The organism is Streptomyces sp. BR123 (assembly GCF_013401435.1).
Lineage (GTDB): Bacteria > Actinomycetota > Actinomycetes > Streptomycetales > Streptomycetaceae > Streptomyces.
Window position 1 is genome coordinate 1 of record NZ_JACBGN010000016.1, and the last position, 23,252, is coordinate 23,252.

A 23,252-nucleotide genomic window follows, 5' to 3' on the forward strand; every position below is an offset into this window, starting at 1 on the left:
GCCTGCGGGGTGGGCGGTGTCGCGGATGTTCCTCAGGCGGTGCAGCAGGCCGCCGGTGCCGAAGTGGTCGTGCAGGAGCCGGTACTCGGCGAAGAGGGCGTCGTAGGCGTCGGCCCGGGAGGCGTCGGGCGTGTAGACGGCAGGCCGTCGGCGGCCCATGGCGGCGGTGGCCGTGCGCACGTCGGTGTGCGCGCCGGCGGCTACGGCGGCGTGGATGGCCGACCCGAGGGCGGGGCCCTGGTCGGACGCGGCGAGGGAGACGGGGCGGCGCAGCACGTCGGAGTAGATCTGCATCAGCAGTTCGTTCTTGGCCAGTCCGCCGGCGACGATGAACTCGTTCACCGGTACGCCGCCCGCCTCAAGGGCCTCCACGATGACGCGGGTGCCGAACGCGGTGGCCTCGAGCAGCGCACGGTAGACGTCCTCGGGGCGGGTCGCGAGGGTGAGACCCACGATGACTCCGGAGAGGTGGTGGTCGACGAGGACCGAACGGTTGCCGTTCAGCCAGTCGAGGGCGACCAGTCCGTGGCCGCCGACCGGCTGTCGGGCGGCTTTCCGGGTCAGCAGGGTGTGCAGGTCCTCGCCGCGGTCGGCGGCCTCGGCGAGGTAGTCCGGCGGGACGCCTTGGTCCAGCACCCAGGCGAAGATGTCGCCGACCGCGCTCTGGCCGGCCTCGTAGCCGTAGGTTCCCTCGACGATCCCACCGTTGACGACACCGCAGATGCCGGGGACATCGGCGAGGACGGGAGCGTTCACGACGTGGCAGGTGGAGGTGCCCATGATGGCGAGCAGTTGACCGTCCTCGACGGCCTGGGCCGCCGCTGCGGTGACATGGGCGTCGACGTTGCCCGCCGCCACGGCGATGCCGGGGCGCAGTCCTGTCCAAGCTGCTGCCTCGGTACTGAGCGAGCCCACCCGTGAGCCCAGCGCGGAGAGGGGGAATTCGAGGCGGGTACGTGCGAAGTCGGCGAACCGGGGGTTGAGCGCGGCCAGGTACTCCTCGCTCGGGTAGGCGCCGTCCTGGTGGATTCCCTTGTACCCGGCCGTGCAGGCGTTGCGGGACTCGGTTGCGGTGAGCTGCCACACGATCCAGTCGGCGGCCTCGATCCACCGCGCGCAGGTTTCGTAGACGAGCGGATCCTCCTCCAGGACCTGGAGGGCCTTCGCGAACTGCCACTCGGCGGAGATCCGGCCGCCGTAGCGGGCGATCCACTTCTCCCCGCGGGCGTGGGCGAGTTCGTTGATGCGGTCGGCATGCGGCTGGGCCGCGTGGTGCTTCCACAGCTTGGGCCACGCGTGCGGCCGTCCGGCGAGCTCGGTCTCGGCGAGGGGAGTCCCGTCGGCCAGCGTGGGCAGGACGGTGCACGCGGTGAAGTCTGTGGCGATGCCGATCACCGCGGCAGGATCGACCCCGGCCGCCGCCACGGCCTCGGGGACGGCGTGACGCAGTACGTCCCGCCAGTCCTGGGGGTGTTGCAGGGCCCAGTCCGGAGGCAGTTGCGCACCGCCGTGCGGCAGGTGCCGGTCGATGATGCCGTGCCGGTAGGCGTGGACCGCCGCGGCCAGCTCCTGACCGTCGCGAACCCGCACCACCACGGCGCGGCCCGACAGCGTGCCGAAGTCGACGCCGACCGTGTACTGCTCCGATTCCTCGGAATGCGGGGTGGGCGTGAGGGGATGGGATGACGTCAACAGAGTGCCTTTCGAAGGAGCCGTGGGGGCGGCAGGCGGCCCGGCAGGCGGAGTGCCGCCCGAAACCTGACGGTCGGTCGAGTGGTCCCACGCAGTGTGAGCGCTAACAATGTCGAGAGGCAAGAGGTGTGTGCGGGTCATGTGCGAGCTCCATCGGCGCAGCGGCCTCCGTATACGTCGGGCGGTCCGAGCGGATCTGCCGTCGACGCGACGCGCGTTGAGGCTTCATCGCGCTCGTGCCGCCGGGGCGAGGGCGTTGGCAAAGAGAAGTCCGCCTCGTTGCCGCAGCCGATGCAGTAACGGACAGGTAACGCGCGCAAGGGGGTTGAGAACGTGGCTTGTTAGCGCTCACAATGCGACAGCGCTCAACTTGATCTCCGACTGCCGACTGCCGGCTGCCGGCTGCCGGCCCCGACGCCGGCCGCCCCGGCCGTCGAGCAGAGGCACTCCTGGGGCTCCTGGTGGGCAAAGCCCGGCCCCGACCGCGCGGTGCCTCTTCCGTGCACCCTGAAAGGACACTCGACATGGCTCGCAGAGCAGCTCTCGTCCTCACCGCCGCCCTTCTCGTCTCCTCGGCGTTGACCGCCTGCTCGACCGAGGGTCCCGCCTCCGGCTCCTCCTCGGGAGCCAAGGCGGGATCCGGCAAGACGATCACGCTCGGCTTCGCCCAGGTCGGCGCCGAGAGCGGTTGGCGCACCGCCAACACCAAGTCCGTCCAGGAGGCGGCGAAGAAGGCCGGAATCACCCTCAAGTTCTCCGACGCGCAGCAGAAGCAGGAGAACCAGATCAAGGCGATCCGCACCTTCATCCAGCAGAAGGTCGACGTCATCGCCTTCTCACCGGTCGTGGAGTCCGGCTGGGACACAGTGCTGAAGGAGGCCAAGGACGCAGGCATCCCGGTCATCCTCACCGACCGTGCCGTGGACACCAAGGACACCTCCCTCTACAAGACCTTCCTGGGCTCGGACTTCGTCAAGGAGGGAAAGTCCGCGGGCGAGTGGCTGACCGGCGCATACGCGAACGAGCAGGGCCCGGTCAACATCGTCGAGCTCCAGGGCACCACGGGCTCCGCACCCGCCAACGACCGCAAGGCCGGCTTCGCCGACGTCATCCGCGCCGACAACAAGTTCAGGATCGTTGCCTCGCAGTCGGGCGACTTCACCCGCGCCAAGGGCAAGGAAGTCATGCAGGCGTTCCTGAAGTCCCAGAAGGACATCGACGTCCTCTACGCCCACAACGACGACATGGCCCTCGGGGCCATCCAGGCCATCGAGGAGTCCGGCAAGAAGCCCGGGACGGACATCAAGGTGATCTCGGTGGACGGGATCAAGGACGCCTTCGTCGCGATGACCGAGGGCAAGATCAACGTCGTGGTGGAGTGCAACCCGCTGCTCGGTGACCAGCTGATGGAGCTGGCCAAGAAGGTCGTGGCAGGGGAGAACGTGCCGGCTCGTGTCGAGACCGAGGAGGGTGTCTTCCCGCAGGACAAGGCCGCAGCCGCCCTGCCGTCCCGGAACTACTGAAGCAGCACGTTCCGGTGCCGGAGGAGGCCCGGCCCCGGCGCCTCCTTCACCGTCCGGAACCCGCTCCACCACCCCCCCACGAGAGGAGGGCGGATGGCATCCCCGTCCACCCCGCGGCCCACGGACGCCGGCGGCCCGCGGCCGCGGCCGGTCCTGGAAGCCCAGGACATCCGCAAGCAGTTCGCGGGCGTGCTCGCCCTCGACGGAGTCGCCCTGCGGCTCTTCCCCGGTGAGGTGCACGCCCTGATGGGCGAGAACGGCGCCGGGAAGTCCACCTTGATCAAGGTGCTCACCGGTGTCCACCCCGCCGACGGCGGCACCATCCTCGTCGACGGCCGGCCTCACACGTTCGCAGACCCCCTCCAGGCGCAGCGGGCCGGAATCAGCACCGTCTACCAGGAGGTCAATCTCTGCCCGAACATCTCGGTCGCCGAGAACATCCTCATCGGGCGCGAACCGCGCCGGTTCGGTCTCATCCACTGGTCCGCGATGCGGCAGCGGGCGGCAGCGCTGCTGACGGACCTGGACCTGGACCTGGACGTCACCGGTCTGCTCGGTTCGCACTCCCTGGCCGTGCAGCAACTGGTCGCCATCGTCCGGGCGGTGGACGTCTCGGCGAAGGTGCTGGTGCTGGACGAACCCACCTCCAGCCTGGATCGCGAGGAGGTGGCCCAGCTCTTCACCCTGGTGCGGCGTCTGCGTGACCGCGGTGCGGCCATCCTGTTCGTCACGCACTTCCTCGACCAGGTATTCGATCTCTGCGACCGCGTCACCATCCTGCGCAACGGCCGCCTGGAAGGCGAGTACCCCATCGGCGAACTCACTCCGGTGACGCTGGTACAGCGCATGATCGGCGGAGAACTGGCCACCCTCGACCAATTGTCCGTCCGTGCCCACGAGGAAGCGGCCGAACGGGCGACCAGCGAGCCGTTCCTCCAGGCTCGACAGCTGACCCGCACGGGCTCGATCGAACCGTACGACCTCGACATCCATGCCGGTGAGGTCATCGGACTGGCCGGCCTCCTGGGCTCAGGCCGCACCGAAGTGGCGCGCCTCCTGTTCGGCGCGGACAGCGCGGACGCCGGAGAAGTGAGCATCGAGGGCAGAAAGGTACTCCTGCGCACCCCTCGCCATGCCATCGCCCGGGGCATCGCGTTCTGCTCCGAGAACCGCAAGTCCGAGGGGCTGGTGGGCGAGCTCACGGTCCGCGAGAACATCATCCTCGCTCTGCAGGCCGCCCGCGGCTGGACCAGGCCGCTGACCCGTGCGAGACAGGACGAACTGGCACGGCACTGGATCGATGCCCTGGACATCCGCCCCGCCGACCCCGAAGCGGAGGTACGCCACCTCAGCGGAGGCAACCAGCAGAAGGTCCTCCTCGCGCGTTGGCTGCTGACCGCGCCCCGGCTCCTGATCCTCGACGAACCCACCCGGGGCATCGACATCGGGGCCAAGGCGGAGATCCAGAAACTCGTGGCCCGCCTGGCGAGGGAAGGCACCGCCGTGCTGTTCATCTCGGCGGAACTCGAAGAGGTCCTGCGCCTGAGTCACCACATCGCCGTGCTCCGCGACCACCGCATGGTGGCCACCCTCACGAACGACGGCAGCGTCACGCCCGAACGCATACTCACCACCATCGCCACCGGAGCGGACCCATGACCCACCGGCCTGCCAAGCCCCAGGCGATCGGCGGAGTCGGGAGACGACTGGCCGGCCACCGCCTGCTGTGGCCCGCGCTCATCCTGCTCGCGCTGCTCCTCGGCAACCTCGCGTTCCACCACGACTTCTTCTCCGTCCGCATACGGGACGGCCACCTCTACGGCAGCCTCGTCGACATCCTCCAATTCGGGGCGCCCCTCACCCTCGTGGCGCTCGGCATGACCCTCGTCATCGCCACCCGCGGCATCGACCTCTCGGTGGGTTCCACCGTCGCCATCGCCGGAGCCCTCGCCTGTGGGCACATCTCCACCGCCCCACATCCCGGCAGCGTCGCCACCATGCTCACGGCCATCGCCCTCGCGCTCGGCGTGGCCCTCGTGCTGGGCCTCGCCAACGGCTTCCTGGTGTCCGGGCTGGGAGTGCAGCCCATCGTGGCCACCTTGATCCTCATGGTCGCGGGCCGCGGCGTCGCCCAGCTGATCACCGACGGACAGATCATCACGGTGACCAGCGCCCCCTACAAGATGATCGGGGGCGGCTACTGGCTGACCTTCCCGTTCGCCGTCCTCCTGGCCACCGCCCTCGTCGCGCTCACCGCCTTCATCACCCGTCGCAGCGCACTCGGCATGCTGATCGAGTCCGTGGGCGGCAACCCAGCCGCCAGCCGCCTGGTCGGCATCCGCGCCGGTGGTCTGCTCGCCCTGGTCTACGTCTTCAGCGCGCTGTGCGCCGCCGTCGCCGGGCTGATGATCAGCTCCAACGTCTCCAGCGCCGACGGCAACAACGCCGGCCTGTGGATCGAACTCGACGCGATCCTCGCCGTCGTCGTCGGCGGCACCGCCCTGACCGGGGGACGCTTCTCCCTCGGCGGCACCGTCCTGGGCGCCCTGATCATCCAGACCCTGTCCACCACCGTCTACACCCTCGGCGTCCCACCCGAGACCACCCTCGTCTTCAAGGCCGTCGTCGTCATCGTCGTCTGCCTCGTCCAGTCCCCGGTCTTCCGGGCCAAGGTCCTGCGCCGCCGCAGGACGACCACTCCCCGATCCCACACCACGGCGGGTGCCGCCCCGCAGCAGCAGGAGGTACGCGCATGAGTACCGGCATCGCGAGCGCCGCCGCGCAACTCACCCGCCCCCTCGCGACCGTGTCCCCACGCACCCGCACCCGTATCCCGTTGATCGTCACGGCCGTCCTGCTGGTCGTCATGTTCAGCGTCGGATCGGTGCGCTACGAGGGCTTCCTGTCCGCGCAAGTCGTGTTGAACCTGCTGATCGACAACGGATTCCTCCTGGTCGTCGCGGTCGGGGCGACTTTCGTCATCCTCACCGGCGGCATCGATCTGTCCGTCGGCTCCATGGTGGCCCTGTCGACCACGCTCACCGCCTGGCTGGTCGAGTCGCACGGTTGGCCCCTGGCCACCGTCATTCCACTGGTCCTGCTGGTCGGCGCCGCGAGCGGGACGTTCATGGGCTGGATCATCCACACCTTCGAGATCCAGCCGTTCATCGTCACCTTGGCCGGCATGTTCCTCGCCCGCGGGCTCTGCTACACGATCAGCACCGAATCCATCACGATCAGCGACCCCACCACGGCGGGAATCGCGCAGACCCGGCTGTACGGCCCGGGGGGACTGTTCGTCTCGATCCCGGTGGTCATCGCCCTGGCCGTGCTGGTGATCGCCTTCGTCGTACTGCACCACACGGGCTTCGGCCGCAACGTGTACGCACTGGGCGGCAATGAGTCCTCCGCACGCCTGATGGGTCTTCCGGTGGGCTCCACCAAGATTGCCGTATACGCCGTCAGCGGCCTGTGCTCCGCACTCGGCGGCCTGCTGCTGACCTTCTACATGCTCTCCGGCTACGCCCTCCATGCCATGGGCATGGAACTGGACGCGATCGCCGCCACCGTGATCGGCGGCACGCTGCTGACCGGAGGCTCCGGCTTCGTGCTGGGCACCGCCCTCGGCGTGCTCGTCCTCGCCATGATCCAGACGGTCGTCAACTTCCAGGGCACGCTCAGCTCCTGGTGGACCCGGATCGTCATCGGTGCCCTTCTGCTCGTCTTCATCGTGCTGCAACGCCTGATGAGCGGACGCCGCCCTGCCGCCGACTGACTCCCGGATCGAGAGGTGGCGGTTCGGCTTCCCCGGCGGCCCGTGCGGAGGTACACACGCCCGGCGCCGCCTCCATTCGGTCCTCGGCGGCGCCCGGCGAGCCCGCCTCGGAAGGCCGCCGTGTCGTACGCTCCCGCATCCGGCCGCCGCAGGGACGTGCGCACCACGGAACCGGGCATCCAGGTCCACTCCGCGCAAGGTACTGGTCCGCCACGATCCACAGTTTGACCACGGCCACTGCCTGAGAGGGGCGGCGCCGGCCGTATCCGCGGCCGGTACGATCGCCATCTGCTCATCCAGAGACGCGGAGATCTCTTCCGCCGACCGCTTCGCCATTTTCCCGGGGCACGCCGGCCCGGCTCGGGCGACGCCGTCGGTCGTTCCGGTGTGTCGGCCGCACGTCTGCCGGGGCCGCCACACTGCGGCCAGCGCTCCCTCGGCCAACGCCTCCGGATGCGGGCACCTTGGTTCATGCGTCGCCTGCCTGCGCGGAGAGACGTGTCGCAGGGGCACCGGCCGACGGCTTTCGCGTCCGGAAAAGGGACCTTCCCCGTCCGAAGTGCTGTCGATGCCCGGAGCCCGGCTCCCCACGGGAGGGGCGATTCCTGGCGGTGGGGTCATGCGCTGGGGGGAGAGCTCCTGCGGGCCGTACTGGCGCGCACGATGAGCTCGGGCGCCACCACCAGGTGCGTCGACTCGTCAGTCCGGCCCTCGATGTGGTCCAGGAGCAGCCCGATGCTGCCGCGGCCGATCGAGGCGAAGTCCTGACGGATTGTCGTCAGCGGGGGCGGGAAGAACTCCGCCTCGGGGATGTCGTCGAAGCCGGCGACGGCCACGTCCTCCGGCGTGCGCAGGCCCGCTTCCCGCAAGGCCCGTAGGACACCGAGGGCCATCTGGTCGTTGGCGACGAACACCGCAGTGAGGCCCGCTCCCCGCCCTCGTGATGCCCGGACCCGACCCGCGAGCTGCTGGCCGGCCTGGTATCCCGACAGCGGACTCCAGTCGCCGCGCAGCAGGGGCGGCACCTCGGCGCCCGCCTCTCGTAGCGCGTCCTCCCACCCCTGCGCGCGGGCCTCGCTCTCGAGCCAGTCGGGAGGGCCTGCGACGTGCCACACGGTGGAGTGGCCCGACGCGAGAAGATGTTCCGTGATCATGCGAGCGCCGAGGTTCTGGTCCAGCGACACCCCGGGCAGGTCCAGGGTGTGGCCGCCTTCCACGGTGACCACCGGGCACGGTGCTTCCAATGCCGCCAAGGCCCTCACCGCGTCGCGTTGAGGAGTGACGGCGACGATCCCCTCCACGCCCCACCCGGCGAGGTGCTGCATGGCTTCTGCGAGGGCTGTCTGCGTGGCGGTCCGAAGCGTGACGGCGGACGTCAGATAGCCGCGGTCCCGCGCCGCCTCTTGAACTCCCGCCACGGTGCTGGCGGGCCCGTGCAGAGTGGTGTTCACCGCGATGACGCCCAGTGTGTGGGTCCGGCGAGTGGCCAGAGCCCGGGCTGCCGAGTTGCGGCGGTACCCCAGCTGCTCAATGACCTGTGTCACGGCGGCCCGGGTCTTGGCGCTGACGTTCGGGTGGTCGCTGAGCACCCGTGAAACGGTCTGATGGGACACACCGGCGACGCGCGCGACGTCCGTCATCGTGGGCGCTCGCGCGACGTCTGGGAGCTGGGTCAACTCTCTTGCTTTCCTCATCGAGCGGCCTTCCCTCAAGGTACCGAACCAGCCGCGGCCCGCACACAGCTCGGACCAACCGGGAGGTTGTCGACGGAGTATTAGTGTTGGCGCTCACATTATGCAGCGATGAGCGCAGGGTACGGGCAGGAATCTTCTTCTCTCCCTCTTGAGGTTTGTGCTTGTTAGCGCTCACAATTCGAGGGGGGCTACGGACGCGGCAGCCACGACGCCTAGCGCGCCCCCCGATCAGTCCAGTCCACTCGTGCGCGACTGCGGGGCCTGCCGGACGCCGGTCCCCAGAAGCCGCCGCGCATGTCGGAGAGACGGTGAGAGCGTAGTGAGCGAGACCATCCTCAGAGACCTCCGTCGCGAGGTACTCGCGGCCAACCTGCGCATCCCGGAGGCCGGTCTAGCCACCCTCACCTGGGGAAACGTCAGCGGAGTGGACCGAGACGCCGACGTCTTCGTCATCAAGCCGTCCGGGGTCTCCTACGCCGACCTCACCGAGGAGGACCTGGTGGTGGTGGCACTGGAGGACGGGCGGGTCGTCGACGGGCACCTCAGGCCTTCCACCGACACCGAAACCCATCGGTGCCTCTACCGGGCCTTCCCCTCCATCGGCGGCGTCACTCACACGCACTCGGCGCACGCCGTCGCCTTTGCCCAGGCACGCCGCCCTATCCCCGTCCTCGGCACGACACACGCCGACACCTTCAACGGGCCCGTCCCCGTGACGGAGGACCTCACCGCCGAGCAGTGCGCACAGGACTACGAGTACAACACCGGACAGGTGATCGTTGCCCGGCTCGACGGCGACCCCCGTCGGGCCGACGAGGTTCCCGGAGCGCTCGTCTCCCGACACGGCCCCTTCACCTGGGGCGCCACCGCGAAGGCAGCGCTGGAGAACGCCATCGTCTGCGAGGCCGTGGCGGAGATGGCGCTGCACACGCTGGCGCTGGGGTCCGCTCTCGGGGAGGCCTCCGAACCGCCGAGGCATCTGCTGGAGCGGCACTTCACCCGTAAGCACGGACCGGACGCCTATTACGGCAACGTCCCTCGGGCCCGGACATCCGAGGCCGCGCACCGCCTCGGCGGCGCATGATGCGGCCAGACCGTCCCATGCAGGGACCGTCCGGGGGAGGAACCGGTTGCAGGTCTGCTCCGGCAGGCGTGGAAGCGACGCTCGTGCGGGCGGAGCGCCCCAGGTGAGCGCGTCCACGAATGGGCCCGGGCGCCGATCCGCCCGTGGCGCGAGGAGGGCGTCGAGCCTTGGGTCCTCGTCCGCCGCATCATCACCGACCCCGCCGAGATCACCCACTACGTGAGCTCGCGCCCGAAGGCACCACCCTGAACACCCTCCTGGCCTTGGCATCGACGACCCGATTGTCGACCCGGCCACCCAGCGCTTCTCGCGTCGCCGTAGCGAGCTGGATGATCCCTATGTGGGGCCCGGTGACGTGGCCGGCGGCTACACCAAGAGCGACCGGGAGGCCGAGCTGCTGGGGTGGACGCCGAAGCTGTCCCTGGAGGACGGCATCCGCTCCGCCCTGGACTGGATTCCGGTACGCGACCAGCTGCTGAAGGACTGATCCGCCCTTCCCGCCTTCACTCCTCCCGGGCGCTCGGATTCGGGAAGAAGCCAGCTTCGAGGGCGAGCAGGTGCCGGATGGCGGGAGCGAGCCACGCGGTGTCCCACCGATGATCTGCCGGGGCATCCCGGTAGGCGTCGTGGGGGATGCCGAGCGCGTCGAGGAGCTGGCGGCCGGCGGTCCAGTCGGCTTCCAGGGTGCCGATGCCGCCGAGCGAGATACGGCGGGCCCCTCGGAGGGCTTGGGCGTGGCGGCGCAGGTTCTGCCGTACGTCGTACTCGTCGAGCCGTGCGGTGCTGCCGGCGACGTCCACGAGCTGCGGGTGGGGCGGCCGGTCGCTGAGCAGTGAGGCATCCCAGACGCTGGCGACGGCGAAGAGGCCGGGGTGCCGGGTCGGCAGGTTGAGGGCGGCAAGCCTCCCTTGCTGAATCCCAGCAGGTGCACCGGAGGCCGCACCTGCGTGCCGAGCAGGGCCAGGACCGTCGGCACGACCACACGGACGAGGTGGTCCTCCTGCCGACAGTCGGCCCGAACGCGTGGTTGACCAGCCAGGGCGACTCGCTGAACGTCGGTGCGGCGAAGACAGTCCCGTCACGCAGGTGACCCGGGAGCCGTCCGATCTCAGCGAGGCTGTGGCCGTACTTGCGCCCGTCGCCCTTCTCGACGGGCAGGACAAGCACAACCCTGCGCACCCGCCGCTCGGGCCGGATCAGGGTGACCTGCGTGCCAGGCCTCTGGAACGGGCTCTCCAAGAGGACCAACCGGGCTGTGCATCGCATTCTCGTGCGGCGAGGACTCAACCGGCTGCGCGACCTGGCCCCCGAGCGGCGAACAGCTGCGCGAGGCCATCCGCTACGAGCCCGACAAGCCGGGCGACCTGGTCCACGTCGACATGATCTTGGCCAGACGGAACGGACGTGCTCATGTGGCTGGCCGCGGGGACTCGTGCGGCGCCCGGACGGGGCAGCCTGCTCCGGCAGGCTACCGGGCAGGTTCACCGCCGTGGCCCGCGGAGGTCAGGAAGGCGAACGGGTGCGCCGGGCAACAGCGCGTACCGGAACCGCACGCCCACGCACGCCGACTGGCAATCACTGGTCGATCACGGCGAGCTTTTGCATCGAACTTTTGCCGAACCGACGCAGAAGGATCGTTTCATTCCTTACAAACCAGCCCTGAACGCCGGCCGACCATGACTGCAGGGGTTGTAAATCGGCCGGGGTGGGCACGTTTGGAGCACCAAAGGGTGGGAACGGTTCGGCGTCCGTCCCCGTGGCAACAGTGGATCGTCAACCCATGGGCCGTCTCGGAGGAGGAAACCATGCCCCAGGAGCTGACATTCGCGTTCCTCTTCCAGTCCACGATCAAGGGGCACTCGGATACGACGTCAGAGACACGACACGGGTTGACCTGACCCCACTCCAACCGGGCGAGTCGGTAATGGCAAGGCAGGCCGCCCTCGAAGGGCAGGCCACTCGCAGTTGCGGCCCGCACACCGATGTACGCCGAGAGGGAAGCAGGGAACACCATGACAGTGCAGGCCGTCAAGCTCCCGATACTGCGGATGCCGTACCCGGTGCGGGTGAATCCGTACCTGCTGGCCCTGCGCGAGGAGACCGAGACGTGGGCGCGAGAGATGGGCATGCTGGACGGCGGCGAAAGGCCGTCGCACCGCCGGGCGATCTGGACGCTGTCCCAGTTCCACGACATGGCCGTTGACCAGCTGACCGCGTGGGCTCTTCCTGATGCCTCACTCGCCGACCTGCGGCTCAATCACCGGTTCAACCTATGGGCTCTGGCCTGGGACGACCACTTCGCCTCCGCCTTCAAACGGACGGGCGACCTCGCAGGCGCACAGGCCTTCACCGCCCGTCTCCACGCCTTCCTGCAGCAGGAGCCGGGCGCCCGGTTACCAGAGCCGACAAATGCAGTCGAAAGGGGCATGGCCGACCTTCAGCAACGCCTGTTTCCCCCGAGACTGACGCACTGGCGGCACGGGCTCAACCGGGCTCTGGCAAAGTACATCGACGCGGGAGTTCAGGAACTGGCCAACAGCCGCGCCGGCCGTGTCCCGGACCTCATCGAGTACTCCCAGTTCCGGCGTGAAAGCTTCGCTGCCTATACCGCCCCCTATTCCGTCGAGCTCTCCACTGGCGCTCGGATCCCTGAGAAGATCCGGCACAGCCGGACCGTCCGCGCTCTGCTCGACGCCTTCATGGACTACATGGGACTGGCGAACGACATCGCCTCCTATCAGCGGGAGGTCCATGACGAACACGACGTCAACAACCTCGTCATGGTCCTCGAAACATCCCTGGGCATCACCGCCCAGGAGGCGATGCATGCCGCCGCGGATCTGGTGACCGCCCGACTGCGCCACTTCGAGCACCTCACACAGAGCGAACTGCCCCAGCTCATCCAGCGAGCCGGGGTGAACCGCCGCGAACGGATCGAGCTGAAGGTGTGGCTCCGAGGAGCCCGCAGCTTCCTGTCCGGCCTGCATGCCTGGTACACCGGGGCACCCCGCTACGCTCCCGCAGACGGTCCGTTCCCGGGGCAGCGGACTTCCACCGCCAGCGTGCCCGCCGGCAAGCGGTATCCCTCAGCGTCATGAGGTGCTCACCAGCTCGATGTGCGGGTGACGAGCGCCGTGCAACAGCTCCGAGGGGGCTGCCGGCCCCACGCTGGCCGGGCAGCCTCCTCGGCTGTGGTACTCGGCTTTGTGCGAGCTGCGCGGCCTACCGCCTCCGCAGAAGCCGCCTCAGCCGTGCCCGCCACGAGGTACGGGGTTCCGGTCCGCGCATCAACTCGGACTGGGCGACCGCCCATTGGGGCTCCGCCGGTACACCGCTGCTCGGCGGGGGCGGGGCCGGCAGCGGTGTCAGCACATCTTGGGCTTCCGGACTGCGGGACGCGAACTTCACGGGCAGCGCCGTCAGATGCCGGGACCAGGTGGTGGAGCGCCACGTGAGCTCGTCCTCGGGCACGGCCAGGCCGATGTCGGGAAGCCGGGTGAGCAGGATGTCGATGCCGGTATCGGCGATGACACGGCTGATGTCCTGGCCGGGGCACTCATGGGCGCCGGCGCTGAAGGACAGGTGCGCGCGGTTGTGGTGCACGCGGGTCGAGGGATCCGGGCGGACCGCCTTGTCGACGTTCCCGGCGGCCAGGCACAGCAGGAGCATGTCTCCCGCCTTGATCTCCTGTCCTCCGAGGGAGGTGTCACCGGTGGCCCAGCGGCCTGGGCACACCATCAGCGGTGGCTCGTCCCAGAGCACCTGCTCCACTGCTTCCGGCAGGGTCATCTGGCCGCCGGCCAACGACCCGCGGAACCGCGGGTCAGTGACCACCATCCGCAGCACGTTGGACATGAGATTGGCGGTCGTCTCATAGCCCGCGAGCAGGATGAGGCGCAGGTGGTGCTGCACCTCCTCGTCCGTGAGGTCGGCAGGGTGGGCCATCAGTACGGATGCGATGTCCTGCCCGGGCAGGGCGCGCTTGGCGACGACGAGCTGCTCGAGGGTCTCCAGCACATAGGCGTTGCTCGCAAGCGACGTTTCCGTGCCCTTGAAGAGGTCCCGGGCGGCATGCACGAGCTTGGGACCGTACTCGTCCGGCATTCCGAGCAGCTGGGTGAGAACGAGCATGGGCAGGTGCTCGGTGAACTGACTGACCAGCTCCGCATTGCCCGATTCGCAGAACTCATCGACCAGCTGGTGCGCGAAGCGGGTGATGTGGCGGCGGAGCCCGCGTTGGTCGAACTGGTTGAGGCCGGCCGTAACCGCACCGCGCAGGCGCTGGTGCTCTTCGCCGTCGGCACATACGCAGTCGGGTCGCCAGCCGATCATCGGCACCAGCGGCGAGGTGGTGGCGTCGATCTCGCCGCTCTTCCAGCCGTGCCAGATGCGGGGGTCGCGGGAGAACTGGGTGGATCGGCTGGCCACATCACGGTTCTCGAGGTACCCCAGGACGAGCCAGGCACGTACGTCCCCGTCGAGCAGGACGGGCGCCACCGGACCGTGGGCGGCGCGCAATTTCTCGTACAGGCCCATGGGGTCGGTTTCGGCTGCGGCGCCATGGAGCCGGGTCACTCCGTCGACTCCCGCGGCGGTGTGGGCCGGGCAGCCCGAGGGCGGGGTGAGCCCCGGTTCTGCGGTGGTGTGGTCAGCGGGTGGGACGGTCATACGGTCTCCTGAGCGGCGGCGAGGGTGCACAGGTAGCCCATCAGCGAGAGCAGGGCGTCGCGGCTGGACGCCCGGTCGCGTGCGTCGCAGGTGATGATGGGCACCGATTCGTTGAGGGCCAGAGCAGTGCGCAGGACCGGTGTCGGGTGCTGCGGCGCACCGGGGAAGGTGTTGACGGCCACGACGAAAGGGACACGGCGGTCTTCCAGACGGGTGATGATCTCGAAACAGACTTCGATCCTCCGGGTGTCGACGAGGACCACGGCACCGAGCGCGCCTTCGAAGATGCCGTTCCACAGGAACCAGAAGCGCTCCTGCCCCGGCGTCCCGAAGAGATAGAGGATCAGCTCTTCGTTGATGCTGATGCGGCCGAAGTCCAGGGCAACGGTCGTGGTGTTCTTGCCTTCCGCACCGGGATTGTGGTCGATCCCGACGCCGGCTTGAGTCATGGTCTCTTCGGTGGTCAGGGGTGGGATCTCGCTCACCGCCCCGACCATGGTCGTCTTGCCGACCCCAAAGCCGCCGACAACCACGACCTTGACTCCCCTGGCGCCGTGCGGCAGCAGCACGTCCGAGCGGCGGGAGCCGGCGGCGGGTGCGTCAGAGCTTACGTAGTCCATGGATCACCGCCTCCAGAAGGCCAAGTTCGGGGACCGCCGCGACAGGAACGGGAGCAGTGGCCTCAACTCGCTCGTTGTCGACGAGCTTGGAGAGCAGCACCGTGATGACGCTGAACGGCAGGCTGAGATACGCGGAGATCTCGGCCACCGACAGCGGGTACTGGCACATGGCGAGGATGGCCGCCTGCTCGGGCTGCATACCGGGTTCGGGTGCGGACCTCGATACGATGAGGGTGACCAGGTTGAAGGCTTTGGCTGAGGAACCCGGTCCACCGGAGATGACATAAAGCGGCACGGGACTGCCTTCATCCCATGCGTCCTGGTTCTGTAACGTCACATCGCCTGCCCGACGTCATCACGAGGCGGGCTGGTCACGTGTTGGCCGATCCGGACCACCAGCGTACGCATGCGGTCGCCCAGCAACCCTGCGTCCACTTCCTCATCGGCCAGCACCGCGAGGTAGGCCCCGGGTCCGGCCGCCATGAGGGAGAAGTATCCGCCGTCGACTTCGATCCCGACCATGCGCGTCGAGCCGTCTCCGTGCGGGAACTTCTGCGCGATGGCCTTCGCCAGGCTTTGGATGCCCGAGCAGGCAGCGGCGATCGCGTCAGCGGTGTCGGGCTCGGTGTTCGCTTGACCGATGCACAGGCCGTCCGATGACAACGCGACCACGTGTCGCACGTACGGGACGCTGGACGCAAGCTCCTTGAGCATCCAGTCCATGTTGGGCTGTGGCGGCACGGTTACTCACCCTCGTCTGACGGCTCGCTGGTTTGCTTGGACGGGTTGGTGCTGGGCTTCTTTTCGCCGTTGAACGCCTCCCACATCAGGCCCGGCTGCCGGGGTGCGCCGGCCGTTCCCCGGGAGGCGTCGGGAGCGGCGGGGGGAGGGGGGCTCGTGCGGACGACCGGTGTCGGGACGGGCGACTCGCGTCGCCGCTGCGGCAGTCCGTTGACGGTCTGTTTGACCCCGCCGGATTCAACTGCGGCATCGCGCGTCATCGTCGGCCCCGGCACGGTGGGTGCGCCCGTGGGCTTCGGCGCGAACGGTTGGACTTTCGGGGCCGGCTGCTGAACCGTGGTGATCAGACGCCGCGGAACGAGCACGACGGCCCGTACTCCTCCGTACGCGGAGGTGCGCAATTCGACATCGAGGCCGTTCTCGCGGGCCAGTCTGCTGACGACGGGCAGGCCGAGCTGCGTCGCCTCACCCAGGTCGGCGAGATCGATGCCGGATGATGCCCGAGCCATGACGCGTTCGACGCGCTCGCGGACCTCTTCGGTGAGCCCGACGCCACGGTCCTCGATCTCGATCGCGATACCGGAGGGCACCTCGCTCGCGGTCACCTCGACCGGGGCGTGCGGCGGCGAGAAAGACGTGGCGTTGTCGAGCAGCTCGGCGAGCAGGTGGATCAGCGGCTCGGCTCCGTGGCCGACCACAGCCACCTCTGTCACCGACTGCAGCTTCACGCGGGGATAGTCCACGATGCGTGACATGGCCCCCCGCACGACGTCGTAGAGCGGGATCGCCTTCGACCACTGGCGCCCGGGCCGGGAGTCACCGAGTACCGCGATGCTGGCCGCAAGTCGCCCGATCAGGGCATTGCGATGGTCGATGTCCTGCAGGCCGTGGGAGACCACTACATCCGTACCGTGCAGGATCTGCATGTCGCGGAGGTCCTTGGCGAGTTGATGCACGATCGCCTGGACCCGTCGGGCGATCGCCACCAGTGCCCGCTGCGAGGAGTCCCGTGTCTGCTCCTCGGCGTCCACTGCTTCCAGGAGCGTCCTGAGGGCTGCCCGGAGCGCTTCGGTGAACTCGCTGTCGAGGTGCTCCCCGAACGTGAGGGACTGCAGGATCTCCGAAGGGGGCTCACCCTTCTGCAGACGGGCGACAGCCGCGGGGAGGAGCTCTTCGGCGAGCCATACGGTGGTGGCCCGCTGATCGGACAGGCGCGCGAGCAGCGCGGTCTCGCGTTGCGCGTGGTACTGCTGTACCTCGGCACTCGCCCGCGCGTAGCGGGCCGCTTCTGCCGAGCGTGCCCGGCGCGCCGTGTCAGCCGAAGTGATGGCCGTCAGGATGACAGCGACGAGGCCGCACCAGGCAACCGGCGTGCGTATCTGCGCGGGAACACAGATCAGCGCTATGACACAGGCCCCAGCCAGAACACCAGGGGGGATCAGCCATACCGGAGCCACTGAACGTGGCAGCGCTCTAGGGGTTGAACCTGCACGAACCATCGAGGGGTCCCTAAACCGTCTGGAATTGATGGACTGGGGTTGATGCGGTGCGACGACAAGAACAGTCGGGACTTCGCTCGGCCGAGCACAAGTTTTCCGATGGGTACCCCGCACGGTCGTTTCGGGATCGCATCGGTGGTCACGCCTCTCTGCGGCCAGGCTCCGTCCGCGCGCAGCACAGCGTTCGACTCGCCGTGAGTGCAGCGCAACACGCAGGGGAGCATAGTCAGTTCGGGTTGGCCAGGTGACCTTGCCGGAAGGGAAACCTCCGTTGATCGATCTAGACCCGGAATTGATCGATCACCGCCCATAGCGGCGCTGCACATGCGTGAAATCGACCACACCCAGCAGGCTGCTGGTTATGGCTCCCGGACGCCTCTGTGGGGCAGGCGTTGGCGTTGGCGTTGGCATCACATATCAAGGCGCTCGGCACGCCGCCCATCCTGGCGTCGGCCACCCGTCGTGACTCCGCGGGCGGCCGGGGCGTCCACGCCACGGTTCTGATGCAGCGTGCCTCGCCCCGTGCGTCAGCCGCTGCCGCGGCGCCAGGGGATCTCGGCCCACACCTGCTTGCCGCCGCTGAGCGGCACCGAGCCCCAGGCCACTCGTCGTCGCCTCGACGATGACCCTGCGCCCATCGAGTCCCTCAGCCGGCGGATGCTCGCCCGCACGGACGATCTGTCCGGGCTGTTGAAGCCGGACGTCCGGGAAATGGTGGACGGCCGCCTGTTCCAGGTGTCGCGGCGCCGCCGTACCGAGAGCGCGCTCGTGGCGACGCCAGGGGACGATGCCTGCAGTTCGCGGATCTTCATCCACGGATTCGAAGTGTCTGTGTACGGGTGGGAACCTGCGCCCGTGCCCGGGCGGCTGCCCCCGCCGGAGCGGCCGGCCGCGTGGGCCGACGGCTGGCGCGCGCCGGGGACTGGTCCGGATCGGCGACGACTCCAGTGGAGGGAGGGTCTGCGGCAGTCGGCCGGAGGTCGGTGAGGAGCCCTCCGGGTGTCGTGAACCCTTCCTTGACAAGGTAGGGGGGCGCCCTCAAACTGACGTTGCGTTCACCGCAATTCGTTTCGCCATACGCACCGGAGTGTCATGATGATTCCCGCGTGCCGACTCGCCGACATCCCGCGAGGCGAGGCCTGCCGGCTCGAGTTCGATCCCCCGATCGCGGTGTTCCATACCGAGGATGGCGAGGTCTATGCCATTGACGACACGTGCACCCACCAGGACGCTTCGCTCTCCGACGGCTGGCTGGAGGGGTACGAAGTCGAATGCCCTCTGCACGCCTCGAAGTTCGACCTGCGCACCGGCAGTGTCGACTGCCCGCCGGCCAAGCGCCCCGTCCGCACCCACCAGGTCCGCGTCGAGGACGGCATGGTCTACCTCGTGCCGTCGGGCCCGGCGCCGAACCTGCCGCCCTGCGCGGCCGTCCCCGGGGCCGAAGGCCCCGTATGAAGACCGTGGCGGTCATCGGCGCCTCGCTGGCCGGCCTGTCCGCCGCCCGCCCGCCGCCCGCTCGCTGCGCGAGCAGGGACATGGATATGACGGGCGGCTGGTCCTCATCGGCGACGAGCCCCACCGCCCCTACGACAGGCCGCCGTTGTCGGAGGAATTCCTCGTAGGGGAGATCGGCGAGGACGCGCTCGCATTCGAGGCGGAGGGCGAGGATCTCGCGGCCGTGTGGAAGCTCGGTGCACGAGCCCTCGGCGTCGGGCTCGGCACCGGGTCGCGGGGCGAGCACCGAGCAGGGCTCGCCGACGGCAGGTCGGTCCGCGCAAGACCAGTACGGCACCCGGATCCAGTTCGCCGGGTACGCCGCGGAAGCCGACAGCGTCACGGTCGAGGAGGGCGCGGCCGCCGATGGCCGCTTCCTCGCGGTCTACCGGAGGCGGGCCGCTTGGTCGCGGTACTCGGGCTGGACCGGCCACGGCTCTTCACGCGGTGGCGGTGGCAGCTGTCCGCCGCCGCCGCCCGGACGGCCGGTTGATCCACCGGCGCGAGAGTTCCGCACCACGACGTTCCGCGAGGAGTGCACGTGACAACGACCCGCCTGCCGGAGAGCCTGATCGCCACTCTCCCCGGTGACCACTACACCGCCCCGGAGATCTTCCGGCTGGAGCAGGAGCGCATTTTCGAGACGATGTGGTTCTGTGTGGGGCGCTCGTCCGAGCTGGCCGGGCCGGGTGCTTTCCGGACCGTGGACGTCGGCCGCGAGAGCATCCTGGTGACCCGCTCGCGCGACGGCGCGATCCGCGCCTTCTTCAACGTGTGCCGACACCGGGGCGCGAAGCTGTGCACGGAGGAGGCCGGCGCGGTCAAGCGGGCCTTCCAGTGCCCGTACCACGCCTGGACGTACGACCTCGACGGCAAGCTGATCGCCGCACCGAACCTCACCAGGATGCCGGACGTCGGCCGGACGGAGTACGGGCTGGCGCACGTGCCCGTACGCGAGTGGCTCGGCTACATCTGGGTCTGCCTCGCGGACGACCCGCCCTCCTTCGAGGGAGAGGTCATGGGCGCAGCCGCCCTGCGGCTCGGCGACGCGGAGTCGATCGAGCGGTACGCCGTCGCCGACCTGGAGGTCGGACGGCGGATCGTCTACGACGTCAGGGCGAACTGGAAGCTCATCATCGAGAACTTCATGGAGTGCTACCACTGCGCCACGATCCACCCCGAACTCACCGAGGTGTTGCCGGAGTTCGCGGAGGGCTACGCGGCGCAGTACTACGTGGGACACGGCGCCGCGTTCGGCGAGGGCATCCAGGGGTTCACCGTCGACGGCTCCGAGGGGCTCGACCGCATCCCCACGGTCTCGCCGGACCAGGACCGCAAGTACTACGCGATCACCGTGCGGCCGCAGGTCTTCATCAACCTGGTGCCGGACCATGTGGTCTTCCACCGTATGCACCCGGTCGCGGCCGACCGCACGGTCGTCGTGTGCGACTGGCTGTACCTCAAGGACGTGGTGGAGAGCGGCAAGGACATCAGCCGCTCCGTCGAGCTCTTCGACCGGGTCAACTGCCAGGACTTCGACGCCTGCGAGCGCTGCCAGCCCGCAATGAGCTCCCGCATGTACGCCAAGGGTGGTGTGCTGGTACCCAGTGAGCACCACATCGGGGCGTTCCACGACTGGGTGCGGGCCCGGCTGGGCACCGGGCCGGGACGGCCCCGGTAGCCGTGCGCCGCCCCCGGGGAGCCGGGATCCCCCGGTGGCGGCTCAGCCCAGGTGGCCCATGCGGCGGCTGATCTCCTGCGCGCCCGCCATCAGCCGTGGGGCCAGTTCGCGCATGCGTTCCTCGGTGAAGCGGTAACTCGGCCCCGATGCGCTGATCGCGGCCAGGACCACGCCGTCCCGGTCGCGGATCGGGGCGGCCATGGCGTGGAGGCCGATCTCGTACTCTTCGAACGTCATGGCGTAGCCGCGCTCCAGCGCTTCGGCGAGGTTCTTCTCGAGCTTCGTCCTGGCGGTCAGGGTGCTCGGCGTGTACTTTTTCAGGCCGGCCTCGGCCAGCAGCTGCACGCGCTGCTTCGCCGGAAGATGGGCGAGGAGCACCTTGCCGCTGGACGTGGCGTGCAGCGGCGTCAGCTGTCCGACCCAGTTGTGCGCCGTCACCGCGCCCGGGCCGCGCACCTGGCAGAGGTTGATCGCGTACTGCTCCTCCAGGACGGCGATGTTGACGGTCTCGCCGAGCTCCTCGGCGAGCCGCTCGCAGACCGGGCGGCCCTCCTGGGTGATGTCTATGCGCCCCGTGACCGCGCCGGCCAGGCGCACGATCCCGAAGCCGAGGCGGTACTTGCCCCGCTCGGTGGCCTGTTCGACGAGACCGCGCGCCTCGAGCGCGCCGAGCAGCCGGAACGCCGTCGACTTGTGGACGTCGATCTCCTCCGCCACCTCGCTGACGCCCGCCTCGCCCCGCTGGGCGAGGATCTCCAGCACGGTGACGGCGCGGTCGACGGACTGCACCCCGCCCGCCGGGGCGCCTGCGGTTTCGGTGGGTGGCTCGTAGTTGCTCATGGCGAAACCATACGCGCCTTCGCCAACAGTCGGCTGGGAACCAAGCGGCCGGCGGTTGCGTGGAACGCAACCTGGTGCGCAACGCGGCACCCGTACTAGCATGCGCCGCGTATCGACGGCCGGGGGCAGCCCTCGGTCCGAGACGGCGGGGAGGGACGACACAGCGATGGTGCCCCAGAGTTACGACTTCGTCATCGTCGGCGGCGGCTCGGCCGGCAGCGCCCTGGCCAACCGGCTGAGCGCGGACCCCGGCAACCGCGTCCTGGTCCTGGAGGCAGGCCGGCCCGACTACCCGTGGGACGTCTTCATCCACATGCCCGCGGCGCTGACGTTCCCCATCGGCAGCCGTTTCTACGACTGGAAGTACGAGTCCGAGCCCGAGCCCCACATGAACGGGCGGCGCATCTACCACGCCCGCGGCAAGGTGCTGGGCGGGTCGAGCAGCATCAACGGAATGATCTTCCAGCGCGGCAACCCGCTGGACTACGAGCGCTGGGGCGCCGACCCCGGCATGGAGAACTGGGACTACGCGCACTGCCTCCCGTACTTCAACCGGATGGAGAACTGTCTGGCCGCGGATCCGGAGGACGAGTTCCGCGGCCGCTCGGGACCGCTCGTCCTGGAGCGCGGCCCGGCGTCGAACCCCCTCTTCCCGGCCTTCATGGAAGCCGTCCAGGAAGCGGGCCACCTGCTGACCGACGACGTCAACGGCTACCGGCAGGAGGGCTTCGCGGCCTTCGACCGCACCATCCACCGCGGGCGGCGGCTGTCCGCCGCCCGGGCCTACCTGCACCCGGCCATGAAGCGGCCCAACCTCGACGTGCGGACCAGGCGCTTCGTCACCCGGATCCTCTTCGAGGGCAAGCGCGCCGTGGGCGTCGAGTACCGCCGCGGCCGCGGCGCACCCCGGCAGGTGCGGGCCCGCGAGGTGATCCTGTGCGGCGGCGCGATCAACTCTCCGCAGCTGCTCCAGCTGTCGGGCGTCGGCAACGCCGACGAGCTGCGGGCCCTCGGCGTCGACGTTGTCCACGATCTGCCGGGGGTGGGGGAGAACCTTCAGGACCACCTTGAGGTGTACGTCCAGTACGCCTGCAAACAGCCGGTCTCGATGCAGCCGTATCTCAAGTGGCGCCATCGTCCCTGGATCGGCCTCCAGTGGCTGTTCCGCACGGGCCCGGGCGCCACCAACCACTTCGAGGCCGGCGGTTTCGTGCGGAGCAACGAGGAGGTCGCGTACCCGAACCTGATGTTCCACTTCCTCCCGGTCGCCGTCCGCTACGACGGCTCCGCGCCCGCCGGCGGCCACGGCTACCAGGTCCACGTCGGCCCCATGTACTCCGACGCCGTCGGCTCGGTGAAGATCAGGACCAAGGATCCCCGGGAGCATCCGTCCCTGCGGTTCAACTACCTCTCCACCGAGCGGGACCGTCGCGAGTGGGTCGAGGCGGTCCGTACCGCCCGTGACATCCTCGGCCGGCCCGCACTGGCCGCGTACAACGACGGGGAGATCGCGCCCGGACCGGCCGTCGAGACCGACGAGCAGATCCTCGAGTGGGTGGCCAGGGAAGGCGAGACCGCCCTGCACCCGTCCTGCACCTGCAAAATGGGCACCGACGCGATGGCGGTCACCGATCCGGCGAGCCTGCGTGTGCACGGTCTGGAGGGACTGCGCGTCGTGGACGCATCGGTCATGCCCTACGTGACCAACGGAAACATCTACGCACCCGTCATGATGGTGGCCGAGAAGGCCGCCGATCTCATCCTGGGCAACGAGCCGCTGCCACCGTCCAAGGCCGGGTTCTACCGCCACCACCGCTCCCGCCGCGAAGCACCCTGAGCGAGGCGGCGAAGGGGCCCGGGGCCCGCCGTGTCCGGCCGCCCGGCCCTCTTGACGCAGGGGAACCCGTGGGCGATCGTGTCGTTCCATTCCGAGCAATACGA

19 protein-coding genes and 1 pseudogene are annotated in these 23,252 nt (G+C 69.2%); 11 read left to right on the forward strand and 9 right to left on the reverse strand.

Annotated elements, in window-relative coordinates:
• Window positions 1–1,692: ribulokinase (araB, locus tag HYE82_RS04510; protein ID WP_179172602.1), on the reverse strand; the 1,692-nt coding region annotated here is incomplete at its 3' end.
• A gap of 524 nt (window positions 1,693–2,216) precedes the next feature.
• On the opposite strand from araB, the gene HYE82_RS04515 reads away from it, so the two are divergent.
• From HYE82_RS04515 to yjfF, 4 genes are all read left to right on the forward strand, one after another.
• A complete protein-coding gene (locus HYE82_RS04515) occupies window positions 2,217–3,215 on the forward strand; it encodes an ABC transporter substrate-binding protein (protein ID WP_179172603.1) in 999 nt (332 codons plus the stop codon).
• Between the two features lie 93 nt (window positions 3,216–3,308).
• Window positions 3,309–4,874, forward strand: coding sequence for a sugar ABC transporter ATP-binding protein (locus HYE82_RS04520; protein WP_179172604.1), 1,566 nt, complete (start codon window positions 3,309–3,311; stop codon window positions 4,872–4,874).
• Window positions 4,871–5,971 (forward strand): ABC transporter permease, encoded by a 1,101-nt coding sequence (locus tag HYE82_RS04525; protein WP_179172605.1) that lies wholly within the window; start codon window positions 4,871–4,873, stop codon window positions 5,969–5,971. Before HYE82_RS04520 ends, HYE82_RS04525 begins: the two co-directional genes overlap by 4 nt.
• A complete protein-coding gene (gene yjfF, locus HYE82_RS04530; protein ID WP_179172606.1) occupies window positions 5,968–6,990 on the forward strand; it encodes a galactofuranose ABC transporter, permease protein YjfF in 1,023 nt (340 codons plus the stop codon). The genes HYE82_RS04525 and yjfF overlap by 4 nt, the downstream gene beginning before the upstream one ends.
• A 617-nt stretch (window positions 6,991–7,607) precedes the next feature.
• Here yjfF and HYE82_RS04535 read toward each other — a convergent pair.
• Window positions 7,608–8,666 (reverse strand): LacI family DNA-binding transcriptional regulator, encoded by a 1,059-nt coding sequence (locus tag HYE82_RS04535; protein ID WP_179172607.1) that lies wholly within the window; start codon window positions 8,664–8,666, stop codon window positions 7,608–7,610.
• A 337-nt stretch (window positions 8,667–9,003) separates the two neighbouring features.
• On the opposite strand from HYE82_RS04535, the gene araD reads away from it, so the two are divergent.
• Both araD and HYE82_RS04545 read left to right on the forward strand, forming a co-directional pair.
• Window positions 9,004–9,768: an L-ribulose-5-phosphate 4-epimerase AraD gene (araD, locus tag HYE82_RS04540; RefSeq protein WP_179172608.1), complete on the forward strand. Its 765-nt coding sequence runs from the start codon at window positions 9,004–9,006 to the stop codon at window positions 9,766–9,768.
• Between the two features lie 340 nt (window positions 9,769–10,108).
• Window positions 10,109–10,255 (forward strand): hypothetical protein, encoded by a 147-nt coding sequence (locus HYE82_RS04545; RefSeq protein ID WP_256986918.1) that lies wholly within the window; start codon window positions 10,109–10,111, stop codon window positions 10,253–10,255.
• Between the two features lie 16 nt (window positions 10,256–10,271).
• On the opposite strand, the gene HYE82_RS04550 is transcribed toward HYE82_RS04545, so the two are convergent.
• Window positions 10,272–10,568, reverse strand: coding sequence for a hypothetical protein (locus HYE82_RS04550; RefSeq protein WP_179172609.1), 297 nt, complete (start codon window positions 10,566–10,568; stop codon window positions 10,272–10,274).
• Between the two features lie 1,212 nt (window positions 10,569–11,780).
• On the opposite strand from HYE82_RS04550, the gene HYE82_RS04555 reads away from it, so the two are divergent.
• Window positions 11,781–12,866 (forward strand): hypothetical protein, encoded by a 1,086-nt coding sequence (locus HYE82_RS04555; protein ID WP_179172610.1) that lies wholly within the window; start codon window positions 11,781–11,783, stop codon window positions 12,864–12,866.
• 124 nt (window positions 12,867–12,990) lie between these two features.
• Here HYE82_RS04555 and HYE82_RS04560 read toward each other — a convergent pair whose 3' ends face one another.
• From HYE82_RS04560 to HYE82_RS04580, 5 genes are read right to left on the reverse strand one after another with little or no spacing between them, the layout of a single operon-like run.
• Window positions 12,991–14,436 carry a cytochrome P450 gene (locus HYE82_RS04560; RefSeq protein ID WP_179172611.1) on the reverse strand — a complete coding sequence of 482 codons (1,446 nt, stop codon included), beginning with the start codon at window positions 14,434–14,436 and terminating at the stop codon, window positions 12,991–12,993.
• Window positions 14,433–15,056, reverse strand: coding sequence for an ATP/GTP-binding protein (locus HYE82_RS04565; RefSeq protein ID WP_179172612.1), 624 nt, complete (start codon window positions 15,054–15,056; stop codon window positions 14,433–14,435). The genes HYE82_RS04560 and HYE82_RS04565 overlap by 4 nt, the downstream gene beginning before the upstream one ends.
• Window positions 15,037–15,393, reverse strand: coding sequence for a DUF742 domain-containing protein (locus tag HYE82_RS04570; protein ID WP_179172613.1), 357 nt, complete (start codon window positions 15,391–15,393; stop codon window positions 15,037–15,039). The genes HYE82_RS04565 and HYE82_RS04570 overlap by 20 nt, the downstream gene beginning before the upstream one ends.
• On the reverse strand, window positions 15,390–15,779 hold the full coding sequence (locus HYE82_RS04575; protein WP_179172614.1) for a roadblock/LC7 domain-containing protein: 390 nt from the start codon (window positions 15,777–15,779) through the stop codon (window positions 15,390–15,392). Before HYE82_RS04575 ends, HYE82_RS04570 begins: the two co-directional genes overlap by 4 nt.
• A gap of 20 nt (window positions 15,780–15,799) precedes the next feature.
• Entirely contained in the window at window positions 15,800–17,254 is a 1,455-nt protein-coding gene (locus HYE82_RS04580; RefSeq protein ID WP_309144192.1) for an ATP-binding protein, read from the reverse strand.
• Window positions 17,255–18,388: 1,134 nt separating this feature from the next.
• Here HYE82_RS04580 and HYE82_RS04585 point away from each other — a divergent pair.
• From HYE82_RS04585 to HYE82_RS04590, 3 genes and pseudogenes are all read left to right on the forward strand, one after another.
• The gene (locus HYE82_RS04585; protein ID WP_179172616.1) at window positions 18,389–18,751 is read left to right on the forward strand and encodes a bifunctional 3-phenylpropionate/cinnamic acid dioxygenase ferredoxin subunit; all 363 of its coding nucleotides are present in this window, start codon (window positions 18,389–18,391) and stop codon (window positions 18,749–18,751) included.
• Window positions 18,748–19,007: pseudogene (locus HYE82_RS37665) on the forward strand (FAD-dependent oxidoreductase); the annotation flags it as partial. The gene HYE82_RS04585 and the pseudogene HYE82_RS37665, both read left to right, overlap by 4 nt.
• Before the next feature lie 324 nt (window positions 19,008–19,331).
• A complete protein-coding gene (locus tag HYE82_RS04590) occupies window positions 19,332–20,471 on the forward strand; it encodes an aromatic ring-hydroxylating dioxygenase subunit alpha (RefSeq protein WP_179172617.1) in 1,140 nt (379 codons plus the stop codon).
• Window positions 20,472–20,513: 42 nt separating this feature from the next.
• Here the strand turns inward: HYE82_RS04590 and HYE82_RS04595 are convergent, their stop codons facing one another.
• On the reverse strand, window positions 20,514–21,311 hold the full coding sequence (locus tag HYE82_RS04595) for an IclR family transcriptional regulator (RefSeq protein WP_179172618.1): 798 nt from the start codon (window positions 21,309–21,311) through the stop codon (window positions 20,514–20,516).
• Window positions 21,312–21,477: 166 nt separating this feature from the next.
• Between HYE82_RS04595 and betA the strand changes: the two genes are divergently transcribed.
• Window positions 21,478–23,148: a choline dehydrogenase gene (gene betA, locus HYE82_RS04600; protein WP_179172619.1), complete on the forward strand. Its 1,671-nt coding sequence runs from the start codon at window positions 21,478–21,480 to the stop codon at window positions 23,146–23,148.
• The last annotated feature ends 104 nt before the right edge of the window (window positions 23,149–23,252 follow it).